Origin of the sequence: Paenibacillus oralis (assembly GCF_003863965.1) — a bacterium.
In the GTDB taxonomy this organism is placed as follows: Bacteria; Bacillota; Bacilli; order Paenibacillales; family Paenibacillaceae; genus Fontibacillus; species Fontibacillus oralis.
Genome location: NZ_RRCN01000001.1, coordinates 5,342,753 through 5,364,646 on the forward strand (window position 1 = coordinate 5,342,753; position 21,894 = coordinate 5,364,646).

The 21,894-nt window shown below is 53.0% G+C and carries 20 protein-coding genes and 1 riboswitch; of the genes, 18 read left to right on the forward strand and 2 right to left on the reverse strand.

Annotated elements, in window-relative coordinates:
* Window positions 1-34: 34 nt before the first annotated feature.
* The 7 genes from EHV15_RS23840 to EHV15_RS23870 all read left to right on the forward strand — a co-directional run bounded on the left by EHV15_RS23840 (window position 35) and on the right by EHV15_RS23870 (window position 7,420).
* Window positions 35-997, forward strand: a complete 963-nt coding sequence (locus tag EHV15_RS23840; protein ID WP_128633415.1) for an ABC transporter permease — start codon at window positions 35-37, stop codon at window positions 995-997.
* 16 nt (window positions 998-1,013) lie between these two features.
* Window positions 1,014-1,937 (forward strand): carbohydrate ABC transporter permease, encoded by a 924-nt coding sequence (locus EHV15_RS23845; protein WP_128633416.1) that lies wholly within the window; start codon window positions 1,014-1,016, stop codon window positions 1,935-1,937.
* A 61-nt stretch (window positions 1,938-1,998) separates the two neighbouring features.
* The gene (locus EHV15_RS23850; RefSeq protein ID WP_128633417.1) at window positions 1,999-3,027 is read left to right on the forward strand and encodes an endo-1,4-beta-xylanase; all 1,029 of its coding nucleotides are present in this window, start codon (window positions 1,999-2,001) and stop codon (window positions 3,025-3,027) included.
* Window positions 3,028-3,029: 2 nt separating this feature from the next.
* Window positions 3,030-4,547, forward strand: a complete 1,518-nt coding sequence (locus EHV15_RS23855; RefSeq protein WP_128633418.1) for a glycoside hydrolase family 43 protein — start codon at window positions 3,030-3,032, stop codon at window positions 4,545-4,547.
* 19 nt (window positions 4,548-4,566) lie between these two features.
* Window positions 4,567-5,778, forward strand: coding sequence for an Ig-like domain-containing protein (locus tag EHV15_RS23860; RefSeq protein ID WP_178075943.1), 1,212 nt, complete (start codon window positions 4,567-4,569; stop codon window positions 5,776-5,778).
* Between the two features lie 16 nt (window positions 5,779-5,794).
* Complete coding sequence (locus tag EHV15_RS23865) at window positions 5,795-6,073, forward strand: ArsR/SmtB family transcription factor (protein WP_128633419.1); 279 nt, start codon at window positions 5,795-5,797, stop codon at window positions 6,071-6,073.
* A gap of 72 nt (window positions 6,074-6,145) precedes the next feature.
* Window positions 6,146-7,420 (forward strand): MFS transporter, encoded by a 1,275-nt coding sequence (locus EHV15_RS23870; protein WP_128633420.1) that lies wholly within the window; start codon window positions 6,146-6,148, stop codon window positions 7,418-7,420.
* A 372-nt stretch (window positions 7,421-7,792) separates the two neighbouring features.
* Here EHV15_RS23870 and EHV15_RS23875 read toward each other — a convergent pair whose 3' ends face one another.
* Window positions 7,793-9,022 (reverse strand): aminopeptidase, encoded by a 1,230-nt coding sequence (locus tag EHV15_RS23875; RefSeq protein ID WP_128633421.1) that lies wholly within the window; start codon window positions 9,020-9,022, stop codon window positions 7,793-7,795.
* 255 nt (window positions 9,023-9,277) lie between these two features.
* Between EHV15_RS23875 and EHV15_RS23880 the strand changes: the two genes are divergently transcribed.
* From EHV15_RS23880 to EHV15_RS36640, 6 genes are all read left to right on the forward strand, one after another.
* On the forward strand, window positions 9,278-10,426 hold the full coding sequence (locus EHV15_RS23880) for an NAD-dependent epimerase/dehydratase family protein (RefSeq protein WP_128633422.1): 1,149 nt from the start codon (window positions 9,278-9,280) through the stop codon (window positions 10,424-10,426).
* A 15-nt stretch (window positions 10,427-10,441) separates the two neighbouring features.
* The gene (locus EHV15_RS23885; RefSeq protein ID WP_128633423.1) at window positions 10,442-11,599 is read left to right on the forward strand and encodes a glycosyltransferase family 4 protein; all 1,158 of its coding nucleotides are present in this window, start codon (window positions 10,442-10,444) and stop codon (window positions 11,597-11,599) included.
* A 186-nt stretch (window positions 11,600-11,785) separates the two neighbouring features.
* Window positions 11,786-13,345: an acetate--CoA ligase gene (locus EHV15_RS23890; RefSeq protein WP_128635503.1), complete on the forward strand. Its 1,560-nt coding sequence runs from the start codon at window positions 11,786-11,788 to the stop codon at window positions 13,343-13,345.
* Between the two features lie 356 nt (window positions 13,346-13,701).
* Window positions 13,702-13,968, forward strand: a complete 267-nt coding sequence (locus tag EHV15_RS23895) for a hypothetical protein (protein WP_128633424.1) — start codon at window positions 13,702-13,704, stop codon at window positions 13,966-13,968.
* Window positions 13,969-14,045: 77 nt separating this feature from the next.
* Window positions 14,046-14,188, forward strand: a riboswitch (cyclic di-AMP (ydaO/yuaA leader).
* Between the two features lie 142 nt (window positions 14,189-14,330).
* Window positions 14,331-15,221: a phytanoyl-CoA dioxygenase family protein gene (locus tag EHV15_RS23900; protein WP_128633425.1), complete on the forward strand. Its 891-nt coding sequence runs from the start codon at window positions 14,331-14,333 to the stop codon at window positions 15,219-15,221.
* Window positions 15,222-15,338: 117 nt separating this feature from the next.
* Entirely contained in the window at window positions 15,339-15,509 is a 171-nt protein-coding gene (locus tag EHV15_RS36640; protein WP_155619422.1) for a hypothetical protein, read from the forward strand.
* 44 nt (window positions 15,510-15,553) lie between these two features.
* Here EHV15_RS36640 and EHV15_RS23905 read toward each other — a convergent pair whose 3' ends face one another.
* Window positions 15,554-16,039 (reverse strand): spore coat protein, encoded by a 486-nt coding sequence (locus EHV15_RS23905; RefSeq protein WP_246061752.1) that lies wholly within the window; start codon window positions 16,037-16,039, stop codon window positions 15,554-15,556.
* Between the two features lie 177 nt (window positions 16,040-16,216).
* Between EHV15_RS23905 and EHV15_RS23910 the strand changes: the two genes are divergently transcribed.
* The 5 genes from EHV15_RS23910 (at window position 16,217) to EHV15_RS23935 (ending at window position 21,839) form a co-directional block, all read left to right on the forward strand.
* Entirely contained in the window at window positions 16,217-16,780 is a 564-nt protein-coding gene (locus EHV15_RS23910) for a spore coat protein (protein ID WP_128633426.1), read from the forward strand.
* Between the two features lie 159 nt (window positions 16,781-16,939).
* Window positions 16,940-17,779 (forward strand): AraC family transcriptional regulator, encoded by an 840-nt coding sequence (locus tag EHV15_RS23915; protein ID WP_128633427.1) that lies wholly within the window; start codon window positions 16,940-16,942, stop codon window positions 17,777-17,779.
* A 101-nt stretch (window positions 17,780-17,880) separates the two neighbouring features.
* Complete coding sequence (mgrA, locus tag EHV15_RS23920; RefSeq protein WP_128633428.1) at window positions 17,881-18,873, forward strand: L-glyceraldehyde 3-phosphate reductase; 993 nt, start codon at window positions 17,881-17,883, stop codon at window positions 18,871-18,873.
* Window positions 18,874-19,046: 173 nt separating this feature from the next.
* On the forward strand, window positions 19,047-20,603 hold the full coding sequence (locus tag EHV15_RS23925) for an ABC-F family ATP-binding cassette domain-containing protein (protein WP_128633429.1): 1,557 nt from the start codon (window positions 19,047-19,049) through the stop codon (window positions 20,601-20,603).
* A gap of 516 nt (window positions 20,604-21,119) precedes the next feature.
* Window positions 21,120-21,839 (forward strand): YebC/PmpR family DNA-binding transcriptional regulator, encoded by a 720-nt coding sequence (locus EHV15_RS23935; RefSeq protein ID WP_128633431.1) that lies wholly within the window; start codon window positions 21,120-21,122, stop codon window positions 21,837-21,839.
* Window positions 21,840-21,894: the final 55 nt, after the last annotated feature.

A 21,894-nucleotide genomic window follows, 5' to 3' on the forward strand; every position in this document is an offset into this window, starting at 1 on the left:
GGTTTAGAGCAGAGCAGGAAAGGAGTAATCTCATATGGTGAAACCGATCGTTTCCTTAAACTCGGCGCCTACAGTTAAAGGAAAGAAACAAAACCTGTTTTTCAAACGCCTGATTCAACAGCGAACGCTCGCCCTTATGTGTATCCCCTTCGTTATCTGGGCTTTTATCTTCAAATATCTTCCGCTCTGGGGATGGACGATGGCCTTTCAGAACTTTAAGCCGGCCAGATCCTTCGCGGAGCAGGAATGGGTAGGTTTGCAACACTTCCGTCTTCTGTTTGAAGACAGTACCTTTTACCGGGTGCTGCGCAACACTTTAGTGATGAGCTCCATAAATCTGGTGCTTGGTTTCATTACGGCGATCACGCTGGCGCTTCTGCTGAATGAGTTGAAGAATGTTATATTCAAGCGGTTCGTTCAAACCGTCAGCTATTTGCCGCACTTTATTTCCTGGGTCGTGGCGTCAAGTATTGTTCTGACGGTGTTGTCCCCGGACGGCATCATCAATCTGCTGCTCATGAAGTTTCATCTGATTGATACGCCGGTGCTGTGGATGGGGAAAGGAGAATACTTCTGGGGCATTCTCGGGGCAACCGAGGTTTGGAAAAATGTAGGCTGGAACACGATCATCTATTTGGCGGCCATTACCTCGATCGATCCTTCCCAATATGAGGCGGCTGAAATCGACGGAGCTAACCGTTTCAAACGGATGCTGTATATAACGTTGCCTGGGCTCAAGTCGGTGATCATTATTCTGCTGATTATGAATCTGGGCAGTATTCTTGAATCCGGATTCGAGCCGCAATATTTGCTGGGCAACGGCATGAACATGGATTATTCGGAAAACCTTGATATATTCGTACTGAAGTATGGTTTGGGGATGGGGAACTTCTCCCTGGGAACGGCGGCAGGCATATTCAAAACCGTAGTCAGCTTTATCTTCCTTTTCTCCGCCAACTTTATTGCGAAGAGAATGGGAGAAAGCAGATTATTTTAAAAAGGAGGCCCGTGCCATGCGAATAGGGAAAGCGGCCCGCTTACGCAAGTCTAGTTTAGGTGATAGAGTTTTTGATCTTTGCAACATTATTTTTATGATCTGCCTGATGATTGTCACGATTTATCCCTTCATCAATATGATCGCCGTTTCCTTTAATGACGCCAACGACGCCATCAAAGGCGGAATTTATTTGTGGCCACGGATGTGGACCTTGGACAATTATAAATACATTTTCGGAGAATCCGATATTTATCACGCCACTTTGATCTCGGCGCTGCGCACGGTGGTTGGAACCGCTGTTTCCGTGTTCTGCACGGCGATGCTGGCCTACACCCTCAGCCGTCAGGAGTTTGTGCTGCGCAAGTCTGTCACCATATTTTTCGTGTTCACCATGTATTTCAGCGGCGGTTTGATTCCCACTTATCTGCTTATCCGGGATTTGGGCTTCATTAATACCTTCTCGGTCTATATTGTTCCGGGCGTTATCGGAGTGTTCAACATGATCGTCGTCCGTTCCTTTATCGAAGGCCTTCCCGAAGGGATTCTGGAATCGGCCCGGATCGACGGCGCAGGAGAATTCACCACCTTTATTCGTGTCGTGCTGCCGCTGACCATTCCGGCTATGGCCACGGTGTCGCTGTTTGTAGCGGTAGGACAATGGAATTCCTGGTTTGACGTATTTCTGTACAATTCATCCAATATCAATTTAAGTACGTTGCAATATGAGCTGATGAAGATTCTGCAAACCTCGACCACAACAGCTACATCATCAACCAGCGATATTTATTCGGCATCTCAAGGCAACAGCGGAACGATGGTCACGCCGGCTTCAATCCGGGCTACGATGACGATCATTGCCAGCTTGCCGATTCTGATGGTATATCCGTTCCTGCAGCGGTATTTTGTCCAAGGGATGACGCTCGGCGGCATCAAGGGATAATCCTTAATCCGAAATATTTGTGATTCCGTAGAAGGCATTTCATTGAGGGGAGAAGACAGTTATGGCACAAGCATTAAATGGCGCCCCGGCATTACGTGAGGCGTTCCAGGATGCGTTCAACATCGGAGCTGCCGTGAGTACGGGCATCCTTTCCAGCCAAGATTCATTCATTGCCAAGCAATTTAACAGCATTACGGCCGAAAATGAGATGAAGCCGGTGGAGGTTCAGCCGCTGGAGGGAAGCTACAACTTTGCTGCCGCCGACCAAATTTTTGCCTTTGCCCAAGCGAATGACCTGGCTGTGCGGGGGCACACGTTGCTCTGGCACAATCAAACTGGGGACTGGATGTTCCGGAATTCGGCGGGCGCTCCTTGTACCCGGCAGCAATTGCTGAGTCGTTTGCAGCATCATATTGACACGGTAGCCGGCAGATACCGTGGCCAAGTCTACGCTTGGGATGTGGTGAACGAAGCGATTGAGGATAAATCCGACTTATATTTGAGGGATACGAAATGGCTGCAGATTATCGGAGAGGATTTTATCCGCCATGCGTTCGAAATGACTCATCAAGCGGACCCGGATGCTCTGCTGTTTTATAACGATTATAACGAGACCAACCCGGTCAAGCGCGAGAAGATCTACAGGCTGGTAAGCGATCTGCTGGATCAGAACGTCCCGGTTCACGGCATTGGCATGCAGGCGCACTGGAATATCTACGGCCCTTCCATTGAAGAGATTCGTCAAGCGATTGAACGGTATGCCTCCTTGGGCGTCAAACTTCACATTACCGAGCTTGATCTGTCTATGTTCCAATTCGATGATCGGCGCACCGATTTGACAGCGCCGACGGAGAACATGCTGAAGCTGCAGGAGCAGCGCTACGAAGAGATTTTCTCCCTGCTGCTGGAGCATAGAAATGTCATCGATTCCGTTACATTTTGGGGCGTGGCCGATAACTATACCTGGCTGGATGACTTCCCTGTCCGGGGCCGCAAAAACTGGCCGTTCCTGTTTGACGAGCAGATGGAGCCCAAGGAAGCGTTCCGGCGTGTAATCGATCTGACCGAAACCGAAGAGAGGAGCAAATAACCGTGAATACAGCCACGATTACGAATCCTATTATCTGGGCGGATGTGCCTGACGTAGATGTAATCAGGGTGGATACAACATTTTATATGGTTAGCACCAGCATGCATTCCATGCCCGGATGTCCGCTCATGAAATCGGAGAACTTGAGGGACTGGGAAATCGTGAATTATGTGTACGATACCTTTGAGGATAACGATGCTCACCGTTTGCTGGACGGAACGGGAATCTACGGCAAAGGTTCATGGGCGGCAAGCCTTCGCTACAACAATGGGAGGTATTATGTCTGCTTCTCCAGTAATGATATGCAGCAGTTCTATGTATACCGGACGGAGGACATTGAACATGGGTTATGGGAGCGTTCGGTGATTCCCGGACTTCACCATGATCCAAGCCTGCTCTTTGATGACGATGGACGCGTGTATGTGATTTACGGAAACGGCGATATCCGGATTAAGGAGCTGACGGAAGACGCGACGGCCATAAAACCCGGGGGAATCGATCAATTGCTGCTGGAAGGCGGGCGGGAAGGCATCAATTTGCGCATCGAAGGCTGTCATGCTTACAAGCTGAACGGCTATTATTATTTGTTTTTTATCGATTGGCCGGGAGTTGGCAATCGGCGAAGACGGCAGTTGTGTTATCGTTCGAGGGAGCTTCTCGGTCCATATGAACACAAGGTTCTTCTGGACGATGATATGGACTACCACAATAATGGTGTGGCCCAGGGGGGCATCGTTAATACTCCGGACGGCGACTGGTACGCCGTGTTGTTCCAGGATCATGACGCTGTCGGCAGAATTCCTTGTGTGGTTCCTCTATCCTGGAAAGATGATTGGCCCGTTCTTGGAGAGGATGGGAAAGTTCCGTTATCCTTTGAGACGAAACTGCCGGCTGCGCATCCAAAGCCGCTTGTGATCAGCGATGAATTCGACTATGAGGACGACAGGCTTGCCCTGAATTGGCAGTGGAATCATAACCCGGATAACCGGCTATGGTCGGTGACCCAACGCCCCGGCTTTCTGAGACTGACGACGGGCAGCTTGGCGACAGGCGTCCTTCAGGCGCGCAATACGCTGACGCAGCGCACGGAAGGGCCGGCTTGCATGGGGGCGGCCTTGCTGGACACGGCCCGTATGAAGCCCGGCGATCATGCGGGTCTTGTTGCCCTGCAAAGCCATTTCGGCACCGTCGGCGTCAAGGTGGCGAAGAACGGCGACAAGTTCATTGCCATGAGCGTGAACGGGGGAAACGGTGAAGAGAAAGAGCTGGAAACCGTACGTTTCCACGGCAGAGATGTGCAAATGAAAATTCACTTTGATTTTGAGAACAGCAAAGATTTGGCATCCTTTCATTATTCCGTCGACGGGTCGGAATGGATGCCGATCGGCGGAGTGCTTAACATGCGTTACACCTTGGATCACTTTATGGGCTATCGGATCGGGTTATATTATTATGCTACCGCACAAATCGGCGGCCATGCCGACTTCGGCTTTTTCCGTTACGAGAAAACCGAGAGGTAGAATTAGGAGAAACTAGCGTATGGAAAATAAACTTTACGGAATTCTCTGCTATACGAGAGAACCGCTGGAACCGCAAATCTATTCCCCGAAGCTCGCGTACAGCATGCATCTCGCATACACCGAAGACGGGATACGTTATCGGGAGCTTAATCATAACTCAGGGGTGCTGTTCGCTAAAGCCGCAGAGCTTGCGAATGGCGTCCTGTCCGCCAAAAGTTTGAAAAATCCGTACCTGTTCCTTATGGCCGACGGAAACTTTGGCGTTGTAGCCATTCGGACGGAGGCGGACGGCTCTCCCGATCAGCAGAGCAAGGGTTCGGTACTCCTATTTACCTCCCCGGATTTGCTGCAGTATCGGGAGAGCGGCCTGCTAAACCTAGTGAGCGGGCGTCATGTACAGGATATCATGTGCGAATATGATCATGCGTCCCGAAGGTATATTCTTCGTTGGCATGAAGAGGACGACAGGTATTATCAATGTGAAATGGCGGACGTGACACGCCCGGGCGACGCTTCGAAGCCAAGGTTATGCGAAGCCTTCACGCTGAGCCCGCTGCCCGTCGGCATCGAAGGAGCAGTGCCGCGCAATGTGATACACGTATCGCGGAGCGTGGCCCAGAGGCTGATTCATAAGCTTACGGTGCCGGTCCATGTACGCAATGAGTTGCCGGAGCGTGTAGCCGTTTCGTCCGTAGAACAGTTAAAAGCCGTCAAGGTGACGGCTATATACAGTGACGGCACAACCGCCGTTAAGCCGGTCGAGTGGGATGCGGCCGGAATCGACTGGAGCCGTCCCGGAGCTTATCGCATATCGGGAAGCATTCGGCAGAATCGCTTTGCGTTTCCGATTGCGATGAACCGTGCCGACCCTTGCATTGCGCAGTGGGAAGGCACGTATTATTTTGTCGCCACAAATGATGCCGACGGCAACCATTCGATATCGATCCGAGAGGCGGATTCCATATCCGGGCTGGTCGCGGCAGAAGAGACCAAAATCTTGGATACCGAAATGCATGATCATCTAAAGCGATTTCTGTGGGCGCCCGAACTTCATGGCATCGGCGGCGATCTGTATATTTTTCTTGCCGGCAGCAGCGGCGAATTCGGCGACATTCAATCGCATGTGATGCGGCAGAAGAAGGGCGGCAAGAATTTCTTTTGGGATATTTACATTAGGGGAAAAGTACGGTACTATATTTCCATCGATATAGAAATATGCAACCCGGTATAGAAAGGAGGCATTGCAAATGGAGATTAGCCCGGAGACGCGCGAAGCCGTAAAAATTTATAAAGCGCTCGGAGAACCGACACGGCTGAATATCGTCAAACTGCTGGCGAACGAGCCGGACCAATGCTGCGTCTCGCTGGGGGAGAAGCTGAGAACTGTCGCCAACTCGACGCTATCGCATCATTTAAAGCAATTGTTTGAGTGCGGATTGCTGGATTCGCGGAAAGAAGGCACCTTTATTTATTACAGCTTAAACCGCGAAGTGGCGGAAAAATATGCGCCTTATTTGTTGAAGTAAATTTTTTTTGCTGTATATTTCGATGTTTTTGGAAATATAATAATTAGGTTTAAAGGAGTGGGCAAAACACCAATGTCGAATACATGGAAGATTTATATTTTGGCTTTGATCAGTTTTTTGGTGGGTACGTCGGAGTACATTATCTCGGGGATATTGGACCAGATTGCCGGGGCGCTTGGCATATCCATCGGGGCGGCCGGCCAGTTGATCACCGTCTTTTCGCTGACCTATGCGATCGGGACACCGATCTTGATGGCGTTCACCGCCGCCATGGACCGGCGGAAACTCATGCTGCTGTCGCTTGGCATTTTTGTGGTTGCGAACGTCTTATCGTTTGTGCTGCCTGGCTTCGGATGGTTTATTGCCGCACGGGTGGTCATGGCGCTGGGGGCGGGCATGGTCGTCGTTACGGCGCTCAGCATCGCGGCGCAAATCGCCCCCGCAGGGAAACAGGCGAGTTCAATCGCCACTGTAATCATGGGGTTTACCGCTTCGTTGATCGTTGGGGTTCCGCTGGGCCGGGTGATCGCTTCTAGCTTTGGCTGGAAAGCCGTGTTTGTGGGGATCGCTTTAGTTGGGGTCTTGGCGATGATCGTTATTCGCTTTACGATTCCCCGGCTTCAAGGCGACAAGCCCGTACCGCTGGCCGGACAGCTTGCCATGCTGAAAAATCCGAAAATCGCGCTCGCGCTGGCGATCACTTTCTTCTGGCTCGGCGGGTATTCGATCGCCTATACCTACATTTCGCCGTATCTGCTTCAGGTGGCGGGCATGGGCGAAGCGCTTCTTAGCACGGCTTTGCTGGCCTTCGGGATCGCCAGTCTGATCGGCTCCAAAGCGGGGGGATACAGCGCGGACAAAAAAGGCGTCAACTTTACGTTGGCCGCCGGGATGATCATTCATATCGCCGCGTTGATTTTGCTGCCTTTTGCGGCAAGTTCGCTGATCGCCGTGTTTGCGGTGCTGATCCTATGGTCCTTTTCAGCCTGGACCACCGGGCCAACGCAGCAGTATAATCTCGTCACGCTGGCTCCGGAATCGTCCGGCGTGATGCTGAGCCTCAATTCATCGATGAACCAGCTGGCGATGGCGGCCGGTGCGGCCATTGGCGGCGTGGCCGTGGGCCAGGTGTCGCTGACGTCGATCACCTGGTTCGGAGCGATCGGGGTGGTGATTGCGCTGCTTGGGGTTTGGAGATTAGCCCGGTTGCGGCGTGATGCTGAGCCGGAGCAGGCCCGTTCAACTGGAGCTGGGCGGCTCGAAATGTCCGAAACGGCACAGCTCCAAGCGGCTGAAGCGACAGGGAAGGACGGCGGTTGCCCGCAGGTTAGCGGGCAGGGCGCGTAACGCTGCGGGAAGGACGGCGGTTGCCGCAGGTTAGCGGGCAAAGCGTGTAACACCGCCGCTTTTGGCCGGGTACGATCGGGCCGGGCCGCATGGAGTTGATCTGGCCGATAGGACATAGATAAACAAAGCAAAAAGAGGCTTCCGATTCGCGGTAGAGCGGAAAGGAAGCTTCTTTTCACATTTGATTCAAGAGCTCGGCTTCTCCAACACGTTCTGATTGGAATTATCCAATAGGATGGAAAACAAGTGAAACGTACAGCGGCTTAATTGGATTTTTCCAATGTGAGGTGATAGCGCCGGCCTTTTTCCGTTCCGTATACGCAATGTGGGAAGGCTCATTTTCGCCTTGGGTCTAGGCTTGCAACCAGTTGCTTAGACCCAGTTGCCGTTGCGGAAGATCGGCTCGATCGTGCCGTCGGCGAGTTCGCCGTCGATATCGAGCCCCGCGGAGCCGATCATGAAGTCGACGTGCGTTAAGCTGACGTTGGCGCCTCTGGCCGTCAATTCCTCTTTGCTTAACTTGGTTCCGCCTTCGATGTTGACCGGATAGGCGCTGCCGAGCGCCAAATGGCAGGAGGCGTTTTCGTCAATGCCGGTATTGTAAAAAATCCGGTTCAGCCGTGAGATCGGGGAGTTGTGCGGCACCAGGGCAACCTCGCCGAGACGGCAGGCGCCTTCATCGGTGCTCAGCAGGTTGGCTAGATGCTCCCGGCCTGATTTGGCGTCGTATTCCGCCACTTTGCCGTCCCGGAACGTCAGTTTCAAGCCTTCCACCAGCTGTCCGTTCAAATTCAGGGGCATCGTGCTTGTGACGGTGCCGTTTACTCCGTTGCGGTGGGGCAGCGAATAAATTTCTTCTGTCGGCATATTGGCTACGAAATAGTTGCCCGCCGCATTGTAGTCGCCGCCTCCCAGCCAAAGATGCCCTGCGGGCAGCTCCACGGACAGGTCGGTTCCCGGCGCACGGTAGTGCAGCCACTTGTAACGTTTCGCGTTCATGTACTCCTGTCTTTGCTTGAGCTCATCGATATGCTCGCGCCAGGCCGCTACCGGATCATCGCTGTAGACGCGGTTCATTTGGAAAATCGCTTCCCACATTGCCCGGATGCGCCGGTCTTCCGGCAGGTCGGCAAATACTTTATTGGCCCAGGCTCGCGTAGGCGCCTTGATCAGCGACCAGCTGATCTGGTTGTTGCGGGTTTGGGCGAAATGCTTCTCCCGTGCTTTGGCGGCCGCTTTAACGGCGGCGGAAACTTTGGCGGACGGGATGCCGGCCAGCAGCTCCGGATCCGGCACTTTAATCCGCAGCACCGCGCCGCCTTCCGCCCCAAACTGCTCGGCCATGTCCGCGAGCCACTGCGGATAATATGACAGCGATTCGTCCGAAGCGGTTTCGTACCTGATCCGGGTAATTTGCTCGTCCTCCCAGTCGACGTGAACGTATTTGGCTCCGGCGCGGTAAGCTTTGGCGACGAGCAGCCTTGTGAGCTCTACGGTTTCCAAGGGAGCGTAGATCATCAAGCATTGTCCGGGTTGCACGTTGATCCCGACTTGGATGACCAGCTCCGCGTATTTTTCCAGCAGGGTATCGAATGGTTCCATAGGTTGATCTCCTCCGAATTTCGATTCGCTTATGTATGCATGATCTATTGTAGCACTTTCGAAAGGGCAAAGGGAGGAAGCGGGAAAGGCCGGACACTAAGGCCGAAAGCGCTGGAAACTGGCTCACCTTGGCGGAAAGCGCGACCTTGGCGGAAAGTTTCCGCCGTTTTATGCCGCCTTAATATTACGATGCTATCGTTAACTTAAGACCAATTTTGCTTTCAGCATGGATCATTTAAAGGAGGTCGGCCAGAAATGCGCGTTCTTATTGCGGGCGGCGACGGTTTTTGCGGATGGCCAACGGCGCTGTATTTGTCAAAACAAGGGCATGAGGTAGCGATCATCGACAATTTGGCGAGGAGAAAATGGGACGAGGAGCTGCGCTCGAATTCTCTGACCCCGATCGCTACGCTTCAGGAGCGGGTGGCCAAGTGGGAGAAGCTTACGGGCAAAATGATCCGGTATTATATCGGAGATCTGAACCATTACGACTTTTTGTGCGAGGTTATGCGCCAGTTCCGTCCGGAAGCGTTCGTGCATTTTGCCGAGCAGCGTTCGGCTCCGTATTCGATGATCGACCGGGAGCACGCGGTGTTCACCCAGGTCAACAATGTGGTGGGGACGCTGAATGTAGCCTATGCGATCCGCGAGCTGGCGCCGGACTGCCACCTGATTAAACTCGGCACGATGGGAGAGTACGGGACACCCAATATCGACATTGAGGAAGGATATATCGAAATCGAGCACAACGGCCGCAAGGACGTGCTGCCGTATCCGAAGCAGCCGGGGTCTTTTTACCATTTGTCGAAGGTGCATGACAGCCATAACCTGATGTTTATTTGCCGGATTTGGGGGCTGCGGGTGACCGACCTCAATCAGGGCGTCGTATACGGGCTGCATACGGAGGAGACGCTGCTGGATCCAGTGCTGATGAACCGGTTTGACTATGACGGCGTGTTTGGCACGGCGCTGAACCGCTTTTTGATTCAGGCGGCGATCGGCCACGACTTGACGGTGTACGGGCGGGGCGGGCAAACCCGGGGGTTTCTCAATATTTCGGATACGGTGCGATGTATTGAAATTACCGTAAACCATCCGGCCGACCGCGGGGAGTTTCGCGTATTTAACCAGTTTACCGAGGAATTTTCGGTGCTGGAGCTGGCGGAAAAGGTAAAACATGCGGTGGAACGGGAAGGTTACAAGGTGGAGATCGCCCATTTGCCGAACCCTCGGGTTGAAAAAGAATCGCATTATTTTCACGCGAAAAATACGAAGCTGCAGCAGCTAGGCCTTACGCCGAACTTGCTGACGGACGAGGTGCTGCTGGGCATTTTCGAAACCGCTCGTAAATATAAAGACCGCGTCGTCATGAACAATGTGCTGCCCGATGTAAGCTGGGGTTAAGGGGGCGTACAGCCAATGAAAATCGCCTTCGTTACAGAAACTTTCTATCCCTCAACAAACGGCGTCGTCACGCGGCTGATGCAAAGCATCCGCTGGCTGGTCCGGGAAGGGCACGAAGTGCTCGTGATCGCGCCGGATCAGGGCGTGAGCGAAGTGGAAGGGGCCCAAGTGATCGGGGTTCCGAGCTTGCGGTTTTTTCTGTATCCGAACCTGCCGCTGGCGCTGCCAAGCCGGCGTGTCGGCAAGGCGCTGCATACGTTTAAGCCCGACCTTGTTCACATGGTAAATCCGGCGGTGCTGGGGGTAGCGGGCATATGGTATGGACGCCGTTATCCGTTGGTCGCATCGTACCATACGCATATTCCGCAGTATGCCGATTTTTACAAGCTTCCCTGGCTGAAGCCGATCCTTTGGGGATATTTGCGCCGCTTGCATAACCGCGCCGATCTGAATCTTTGTACGTCAGGGGCGGTCCAGGATGAGCTTGTTTCACGCAAGTTCAGCAATGTCCGGCTTTGGCAGCGTGGGGTGGATACGGAGCTGTTTGGTCCCCGGCATCGCAACGAAGAGATGCGCAGGATGCTTTCGGGCGGTGAGATGGACAAAAGGCTGCTATTATACGTCGGCAGATTGGCCGCGGAGAAAGAAATCGAACGCCTTCGCGACGTACTGCTCGCGTCGGACCGCTTTCGGCTGGCGATCGTGGGCGATGGACCACACCGGGAACGGCTTGAATCCCACTTCGCCGGCACGCGGACGGTGTTCACCGGATTTTTGCACGGGGAGCAGTTGGCGCAGGCGTATGCGTCCAGCGATATTTTCGTATTCCCTTCGACGACCGAAACGCTGGGGCTCGTCTTGTTGGAGGCGATGGCTTCAGGACTCGCCGTAGTGGCCGCCGCAAGCCCGCCCAGCCGGGAGCAGATCCGGGAAGGAGCCACCGGGTTTCTGTACGATCCGGAGACCCCGGGCAGTTTGGTTAACGCCATTCTCGCTTTGTTGGATGAAGAGTTGCTGCGCCGCATGGGGGACCGGGCCCGTGAAACGGCCCTGACCCAAGGCTGGAACGAACCGAGCCGGCAGCTGCTCGAGCTGTACCGGACGGTCACGGCTGACCCGCTGGGTAGCCGAATTCCGGCCGTGGTCCGCAAAAGCGCCAAGCGGGCCAGATAGAGGGAGCTTTTTTGTCAAACCTGCAAATCTTTTTTGCAGGTTTTTTCACTTTCGGTCTTAGAACCTGGTACTAATATGTGGTATAATGAGTTGATCAAAAATACTGGTAATTTCAGTTAAAGGGGATAGATCAACTTGAACTATGAACAATGGTTAGCGCCGGAATTTTACAATATAACATCGGAGATGGAGAATCACAATCCGGGGAAAACGGCTTTAAAATGGTTAAGCGAGCAAGGCGATTATGAGGAAATTACGTACGGAGAGCTGTTGGCCAGGGCGAACCGGCTTGCCGGAGGATTGTCCGGACTCGGGTTAAATCAAGGGGACCGCGTGCTGGTGATGATGCCGCGGCATATTAGTGCTTACGTGGTTTACGTGGCTTGCTTGAAGCTGGGGCTGACGATCATTCCATCGTCCGAAATGCTGCGGGCCAAGGATTTGGCTTACCGGCTCCGGCACTCCGGGGCGCGGGCGGTCATCGCCTGGCACAATGCGACCGGAGAGGCGGACAACATCGATGAGGAGCTGCCGGCTTGGGCGTTTCGCATCGCGGTTGCTGACGGCAAAGAAACCGCGCTCGCTCCTACCGGCTGGATTTTTCTTGAGACATTGATGGACGGGCAGCCGGACACGTTTGAGGCGGTACGAACCCATCGCGACGATATGGCCATTTTGGCGTATACGTCCGGAACGACCGGCAATCCGAAGGGCGTGGTGCATAGTCATGGGTGGGGTTACGCGCATCTCAGGATCACCTCGCCTTGGTTGGATATCCGAAGCACAGATACGGTGTGGGCTACGGCTGCTCCGGGCTGGCAAAAATGGATTTGGAGCCCGTTCCTGTCGGTACTGGGGAATGGGGCGACCGGTTTCGTGTATCAGGGGGCGTTCCAACCGCATCGCTACCTGCAGCTCCTGGAGAACTACGGTATCCAGGTCATGTGCTGCACGCCAACCGAATATCGGATCATGTCGAAAACGGACGGGCTGGGCGGTTATAACCTGTCCGGCCTACGCAGCGCCGTTTCCGCCGGGGAGCCGTTAAACGAGGAAGTGATCCGGAGATTCCGGGAGGAATTGAACATTACCATTCGTGACGGATACGGGCAGACGGAAAGCACGCTGCTGATCGGCAATTTGAAGGATACTCCGCTTAAGCAGGGATCGATGGGCAAAGCGGTTTCCCCGGGCGTGGCGGAGGTGGTCGACGAGCGGGGAATTCCGCTTCCTGCAGGACAAGTCGGGGATATTGCCGTTCACGTGAGCATGCCGGCTTTGTTTAAAAACTATTACCTGGAGCCGGAGCGGAAGCAACAAAACGTGCGCGCTGAGTATTTTATTACCGGGGACCGGGCGCGAATGGACGAAGAAGGCTTTTTCTGGTTCGAGGGGCGCGGCGATGATATCATCATCAGTTCCGGATATACGATCGGGCCGTTTGAAGTCGAAGAAGCGCTGATGAAGCATCCTGCTGTCAAAGAATGCGCCGCGGTGGCGAGTCCCGACGAAATTCGCGGGCATATCGTCAAAGCTTTTGTCGTGCTGAAAGAGGGGTGGGCGGGTTCGCCGCAACTGATCAAGCAGCTTCAGGCTCATGCCAAAGCGGTGACGGCGCCGTACAAATATCCGCGAAAGATCGAATTTGTCGACGAGCTGCCAAAAACGAATACAGGCAAAATCCGCAGAGTAGAGCTGCGGGAGCGGGAGGAACGGGCAGCTTTGAAGGTGAAAAGTTCGATTTAGAAAAAAAGACCCCTGAGCTAGGGCAAGAAAGCCTTAATGTAATTGGGGGAAAATCAAATCATCGGCGACTTCTTGAATCAGTTTTAGGGTAAGAAGGACGGCTCGATGGAATCAAATGCAAAAGCGAAAATCGCCTGCACTTTTGCATTTCGTGCCGATTTCCCCCTCTTCCTTTTTTCCAGCTCCGCATTCCATCGCTGTCAAATCCACGCTCTATCTGCTTTAAAGTTGGGTTTCACCGCGGCCTAAGCGGCAGGAGCATGGGATTGGCAAAAGTTCGAACGCATATTGTCCGGGCCTTTTCCTCAAATTAGTAAGGAACCTGCATCATATTATCGTTTGAGGAGGCTGAATACATGGCAAATCCTTATTCCAGCATGCAATCGCAAAACCCGATCGCATCGGCCCAGCAATCCGTCAAAAAAGCGCACCGGGCCGTAACGCAGGCAGAGTCCCATCCGACTGAGGAAACGGTGGAGAATGCCTATAACGCCATACACAAAGCGGAAAAGGCTATTTCCCAGGCGGATGGGCGCATGAATCCGGAACCGCTGGATCGCGCCAAGGAAGATTTACAGGAGGATCAGGCCGATTTGGCTAAAGCGGAAAGCCAGCTGCGGTAACGAGTACATCCGCGAGGTTATGGTAAAATCAAAAATGTTACAGAACATGGGTTGACATGAACACGAATTGCCTTTAATATAGACTCACGCTTAGTTTCCGGCTTACGCGGCCGGAAAACGGGGGAACCATTTTTTTGGGGCGAATCATTCAGCATTGATTGTAGGGTACCATCTTACCCGAGCCCGTCAGCTAACCTCGTCAGCAGTGGATGGGTCTATATCGCTACATTATGAGATCTTATTAGGCCCTTTTCTTAGGGCCTTTGTCCGTTTTAAGGACCCTGCTGGGTAAGCTTTGCCTTCACCAAGCGGAGGTCCTTTTTTGGTTTGGACAAATATTTCTCATGAGGGGATGAGGAGAAATGAATAAATTGGAAACGTCCGTAATTTTTGATCCAAAGACGGATGCTTACCCTTCCCGGGTTTATGCTGAGCCGAGATGGCTTCCGCGGCAGGACCCCATCGTATATGGCGAGTGGAACGCGGAAAGCGGGATCAGCAAAGAGCAGTCGGATTTTTACGCCAAAACCGGTTATCTGTTCCTGGAAAACTTTTTCGGCGAAGCGGAATTAAAGGGCTATCAGGAGAAGGCACGGCGCTTGCGGGAAGCATCCCAGAACCTCTCATCCGATGAAATTATCCGCGTGCCCGGCGGGGAAGAAGTGCAATCGATTTTTGCGATCCATCGGACCCATCCGGTTTTTCAGGAGTTGTCCCGGCATCCGAGGCTGCTTGCGATCGTTGAGTATTTTCTGGGAGGGCAGGCCTACATCCATCAGTCGCGGATCAATTACAAGCCCGCATTTACCGGCAAAGAATTCTACTGGCATTCGGACTTCGAAACCTGGCATGTGGAGGACGGGATGCCCCGCATGCGGGCGCTCAGCTGTTTGATCGCGCTGGAAGACAATTATCCATTTAACGGTCCGCTTATGGTCATGCCCGGTTCTCATCAAATCTTCGTGTCTTGCGTAAGCCAAACGCCGGAGGATCCCTCCAAGGAATTCATCGCGCCCGATCAAGCGAGCTTAACCGAGCTGGCGAAGCGCTGCGGCATTGAAACGCCGGTCGGCAAGGCAGGCTCGGTCCTTCTGTACGACTGCAATTTGATGCACGGCTCCAACAGCAACATCACGCCATATCCGCGCAGCAATATTTTTATGGTCTATAATAGCGTGAAGAACAAATTGGCGGAGCCTTACTTCGGGAAGAAGCCTAGACCCGAATACATGGCGACCCGCGCAGAGTTGTGAGAAAAAGGCCGTCCCGGCAGATTGATCTGCCTGGGGACGGCCTTATACATAAAGAAGCGCAAAATATCGCATAGTAAGTTTCAAACCACAACTTTCCGGGAAAGGAGTGACCTTTAGGTGAGCAATAAAATTGAAGCCGTACGCGCGGATCATCAAAATTTTGTCGACAAGACCGAAGACGAGGTTAAGGCTGTGCCGGCCACCACGAATGTGAATGAAGCGGTCGAAGCCATTACAGGGCATATCAATAAATACGATGAACCTGAAGAAAAGGAACAAAAGAAATAATCCACCTGTGGACCTCGCCAGCGGCGAGGTTTTTCTTAATTACATTACATGTTCAACGCTTGGTTGGCCATTTGCACGTCATGGGCCAGCAGTTCTTCCAAATTGTACGCCGGATAGTAGCCGTGTTGGTACATGAAGTTAAAGATTTTGGCATGAAGGGCGATGGCAGCCAGCAGATGTTTTTGGAACACTTCCCTTAGCTGAGGCGTAGCCGTCTCCGTGATGGCGACCGCGTAATTGCGTACAGAGGTTTTGGCGAAGCCAAGCAGGCTGGCCGCGTCAAAGCCGGTCATATCGGGCGAAACGTTGCGGGCCATACCTGGAGCCATCGGATAAAATTTGAGCAGCTCGCGCAAATTGTGCTCCAAAGCTTTGATCGCCTCGGCATAAAGCCCTTTTAACGCCGGGTCCATCACCATCGGCAGTTTCTTTTTGAACACCGCCAAATTGGCGGCTTGCGAGGCGACAAGCTCATGCAGCTCCAGTGTTTCGTGCCAGGCTAAATGTTCTTGTTTCCATTCGTTGTTCACGATTTCACACTCCAATATTAGTATTAATGCACTATATGCACAATGGGCTTTGATGGGTATTTGTCTATGTAATGGACAGTTTTACTACGGCTTCCGGCAATAATAGAAAACGATGGGGCGCATTCTATAAGTGATTATTCAATTCACTAACCAAAAATCGAAGGAGGTACGTGTTTCATGGAACTGGCCGCACACGAGGCGCAGGATTTGAATGAACTCGCGTTAAGCTGCGTCAACTCGATTACGAACATGGCGTGTTTTATCAATCAAGCGCAGGACCCTGAACTGAAGGCGATGTTGCAAAAACATCTTCCGCTCCATATTCAGGATTACAACATGAAGGCGGAGTATTTAAGCAATGCGGAAGGGGCCGCCGAGAAACTGCCGATTCCTGATTTGCAGCCTGTTCTGCAATCTTTTACCCAAGCGTCCGCGTCCCCCGTACCGGTCATGCCAAGAACCTCGATAGAGCAGTTCAACGACCGGGAGATCGCTACCGCTTATTTGCTGACTTTGAAACGGGCGGGCAGGGAATACGCCTGGGCGGCCATGGAAATGAGCCATCCCGAAATCCGCAGCTTTCTGGAACATGCCTTCTGCATGAGCTCGCACCACGCTTATGATGTATGGCAATGGATGGTGAAAAAAGGCTTTTATCCGTTAGAGGCCGCTCCAATGACAACGATGAATACGCTTGGTGCTTTTTATCAGAAGGTGCAGGAGCCTGTAGCGGTTCATTAGCGATCTGCTTGGCGAAACGGGTAAAAAAGAGCGGGTATCCCAAGGAAACCAATGACCTTGGCAGGCCTCGCTCTTTTTTGTATGGGATCAACTTGTGGTAAAATGGCAGCGGATGCAGCGCATTCAATTCCACTGCCAGTGTGCAAAGAGGGTGCCGAGATGGCCGCGATTTTTCATTACAACCCGGATCGTCCGTTCCGCGCGTCGCCGGAGCTGTATTTATGCTATTGGGGCAAGGAAGCCTGCGCTCCTCTGCATTCCTTCGGCCCGGGCGTGCGGGACGTGTATAAAATTCATTTTGTCCATGAGGGAAAAGGGATCGTTCGCGTGGAGGACGGCGAGACGCTGACGCTGACGGCGGGGCAGGCGTTTATCGCTTATCCCGAGCGGGTCGTATTTTATCAGGCGGATGCCGCGCAGCCTTGGGTTTATTCCTGGATTGCCTTTTGCGGCGATCAGGCGGGGGAGATCCTGGCGCGGACCCGTGCGACCCCGGAGCAGCCGGTGTTTCCGATGGATACCCGTTTGATGCCGAAGCTGTACGAGCTCCTGAACGAGGCGGAGGAAAATACAGCCACCCGCGATTTGCGTTTGCGGGCCCTGTTGTACGAATTTTTTTCGGTTATGGTAGAGCAGGCTCCGGTTTCCGCACCTGGCAGAGCAGCGGTTCAAGTTCAGGCGAAGGATGCTTACGTTCACCGTTGTCTTGATTTTCTGCACAGCCATTACGGCGAGGAAATTTCGGTCGGCCAGCTGGCGGCGATCGTCGGGCTGGACCGCAAATATTTGTCGGCCATTTTCAAGCAGGCGACGGGATATCCGCCACAGCGGTATTTGCTGCAGTACCGGATGGAGCGGGCCTGCGGGCTGCTGAAAACGGGCCGCTTTGCGATCGGCGAAGTGGCTCGTTCGGTTGGATATCAGGATGCGCTGCTGTTTTCGAAAATGTTCAAAAAGACGATTGGCGTCCCCCCATCGGCCTACCGGGACAATCTATAACAGGAACGGACATTATGCCATATAAAACAGCCTTGTTGATATAGGGTTAAGCCGCGCCTTCGATTATATTGTTCTCATGACCATTAAAGGAGGTACGAGCTATGACCTATCAGGCAGACAACACCCGATACGAAAAAATGACATATAACCGCGCCGGCAGAAGCGGTTTAAAGCTGCCCGCCATTTCCCTCGGATTATGGCATAATTTCGGCGGCATCAATGTCCTGGAGAACGGGCGGGCCATGCTGCGCCGGGCGTTTGACCTCGGCATTACGCATTTTGACCTGGCCAACAATTACGGACCGCCGCCGGGATCGGCGGAGGAAACGTTCGGCAGAGTGCTCAGGGAAGACTTCCGCCCTTACCGTGACGAAATGATCATCTCGACCAAAGCGGGCTACTACATGTGGCCGGGACCTTACGGGGAATGGGGCTCCAAAAAATATCTCGTCTCCAGCCTCGATCAGAGCCTTAAGCGGATGGGTCTCGAATATGTCGATATTTTTTACCATCATCGCCCTGATCCGGATACCCCGCTGGAGGAAACGATGTCCGCGCTCGACCTCGTCGTGCGTCAAGGAAAAGCGCTTTATGTCGGGCTGTCCAACTATCGGCCGAAGGAAACGCGGGCGGCCGCGAAAATCCTTAAAGAGCTCGGCACGCCATGCGTGATTCATCAGCCTAATTATTCCATGATGAACCGCTGGATCGAAGAAGGGCTGCAGGATGTTTTGCAGGAAGAGGGGATCGGTTCGATCGTCTTTTCGCCGCTGGAAAAAGGCATCCTGACCGACCGCTACTTGGGCGGCATCACGCCGGATTCCCGGGCGGCCGGGCCAAGCGTGTTCCTGCGTCCGGAGGATTTGACCGAGGAGCGGATCGCCCAGGTGAAGCGGCTTAACGATTTGGCCGCCGCAAGAGGGCAAAAGCTGTCGCAAATGGCGCTCTCCTGGGTGCTGCGAGACGGCAAAGTGACCTCGGCGCTCATCGGCGCGAGCAAGGTCAGCCAGATCGAAGACGCGGCTCTTGCGCTGCAAAACACGTCGTTCACCCCCGAAGAGCTGGGCCAAATCGACGAGATTTTAGGTTATTAAACGATCTGCCAAAAGCACCGTCCCTAAAGATCCGTTCGGGGAAGGTGCTTTTTTTGCGGGTAATAATTTTTTCCGCCGTATTGAGTTGTCCTCCTATTAACCTTTATAATATGACGAGTGTATCTTTTTGCAAGAGTTTTAGATTAACTTACAGAAAAGGTGTTAATTAATTTATGAGCATATTGAATGTAGAAAAGCTAAGTCACGGGTTTGGCGACCGGGCTATTTTTAACGACGTATCCTTCCGGCTGCTGAAAGGCGAACATATCGGCCTGATCGGGGCCAACGGTGAAGGCAAATCCACGTTTATGAATATCATCACAGGCAAGCTGCAACCGGATGAAGGCAAAATCGAATGGGCGCGCCGGACGCGCGTCGGGTATTTGGATCAGCATGCGGTGCTTAGCAAAGGGATGACGATTCGGGACGTTTTGCGGGGCGCGTTCCAGTATCTGTTCGATATGGAGCAGGAAATGAACGACATGTACGGTAAAATGGGCGAGGTGTCGCCGGAGGAACTTGAGCGGCTGCTGGAGGAGGTCGGCACGATCCAGGATACGCTGACGAATCAGGACTTTTACATGATCGACGCCAAAGTCGAAGAGACCGCAAGAGGACTCGGTTTAACCGATATCGGGCTGGACAAGGATGTTAACGACCTGAGCGGCGGACAGCGGACGAAGGTGCTGCTGGCCAAGCTGCTGCTGGAGAAGCCGGACATTCTGCTGCTGGACGAACCGACGAACTATTTGGACGAGCAGCATATCGAATGGCTCAAGCGCTACCTGCAGGAATACGAAAATGCGTTTATTTTGATTTCGCACGACATCCCGTTTTTAAACAGTGTCATTAACTTGATCTATCATATGGAAAATCAAGAGCTGACCCGTTATGCCGGCGACTACGATCATTTCCAGCAGGTGTACGAAGCGAAAAAGCAGCAGCTGGAATCCGCTTATAAGCGCCAGCAGCAGGAAATCGCCGACCTGAAGGATTTCGTTGCCCGCAACAAGGCGAGCGTGGCAACCCGGAATATGGCGATGTCCAGACAAAAGAAGCTGGATAAGATGGAGATCATCGAGCTGGCCAGGGAAAAGCCGAAGCCGCAGTTTAATTTCAAAGATGCAAGAACGTCCGGGAAGCTGATATTTGAAGCGACGGAGCTTGTGATCGGCTATGATTCGCCGCTGTCGAAGCCGCTGAACCTGCGCATGGAACGCGGGCAAAAAATCGCCTTGGTCGGGGCCAACGGGATTGGGAAAACGACGCTGCTGCGCAGCATTCTCGGGCAGATTCCGGCGTTATCCGGGTCGGTGCAGCTCGGCGATCTGCTGGAAATCGGTTATTTTGAGCAGGAGATGAAGGATGCCAACTACAACACCTGCATCGAGGAAATTTGGAACGAGTTCCCGTCGTATACGCAATTCGAGGTGCGTGCGGCGTTGGCCAAATGCGGCTTGACGACAAAGCATATCGAGAGCAAAATCGCTGTGCTGAGCGGGGGAGAAAAAGCCAAAGTCCGCTTGTGCAAGCTGATTAACCGCGAGACGAATTTGCTGGTGCTCGACGAACCGACGAATCACCTGGATGTGGACGCGAAGGATGAATTAAAGCGCGCGCTTAAGGCGTATAAGGGGAGCGTTTTGCTGATTTCCCACGAACCGGAGTTTTACCGCGACGTCGTGACGGAAACGTGGAACTGCGAATCGTGGACGACAAAGATGCTGTAAGTGGAAGACACTAACGGCATTCAGTAGAAGCGGCTTGTTCTTTTACAGAGGGCAGGCTGTTTTTATTGTGAATAGGGCGAAAGAACAGTCATACGACGGGGTAGTCTCATATACCGTAAAGGAAGCCAATAACCTATAGCGAGGTGAATCCAAATGAGCTGCCATTGCTGTCCGCCCGTAACGATTGTTGCGCCGACGCAGGTCATCGTCCAAGATATCTACGATCCCCAGCTTGTCCGAGTCATCCATCCGATAAACATAGTGACTCGGCGTCATTGCGTTCCCGTTTACGAGCATCTGGTCAAATACAATGCCGTTAGTGAGGCGCCCAAGGCGGCGGTTTGTTCCACGGCTCCCCGGCGGAAAAGAAAGCGGTAATGCGCCCCATCTTAAACAGCCCTACTGCGTAAAAAGGTAGGGTTGTTTTGTTTTTGCGCAGGGCCTGAGAGAATAGTCCACAGCTTGAAAAAAATCGGTTATAATAGATAGGTACTAAACATAGAAAGTGGGAACAGTATGGGTCGCAAATGGAACAATATTAAGGAGAAAAAAGCTTCGAAAGACGCCAACACAAGCCGGATTTACGCAAAGTTCGGGGTTGAAATTTACGTGGCCGCCAAGAAGGGCGAACCGGATCCGGAATCGAACCGCGCCTTGAAAGTCGTTCTGGAACGGGCCAAAACTTACAATGTGCCTAAAGCGATCATCGACCGCGCTCTGGATAAAGCAAAAGGCAGCTCGGAGGAAACCTATCAGGAGCTCCGCTATGAAGGCTTCGGGCCAAACGGCTCGATGGTCATTGTCGATACGCTGACCAACAACGTGAACCGTACCGCGCCGGAGGTGCGTTCCGCATTTAACAAAAACGGCGGCAATATGGGCGTCAGCGGTTCGGTTTCTTATATGTTTGACGCTACCGCGGTGATCGGGATGGAAGGAAAAACGATTGATGAAGTGTTCGAAATCCTGATGGAAGCCGATGTCGAGGTGCGCGATATCGCAGAAGAGGATGATTCGGTCATCGTATACGCTGAACCGGATCAATTCCACACGGTGCAGGAAGCGCTCAAAAACGCGGGAATTACCGAATTTACGGTGGCCGAGCTGACGATGCTGCCGCAAAACTATGTAACGCTTCCGCAGGAGGCCGAGGCGCAATTCGAGAAGCTGATCGATGCGCTGGAAGATTTGGAAGATGTGCAGCAAGTGTATCATAATGTCGAATTTGCGGACTAAACGAAACAAGATGAAAGGCTACATACTTGGGGAATATATTGGCTCAAGTGGTGTG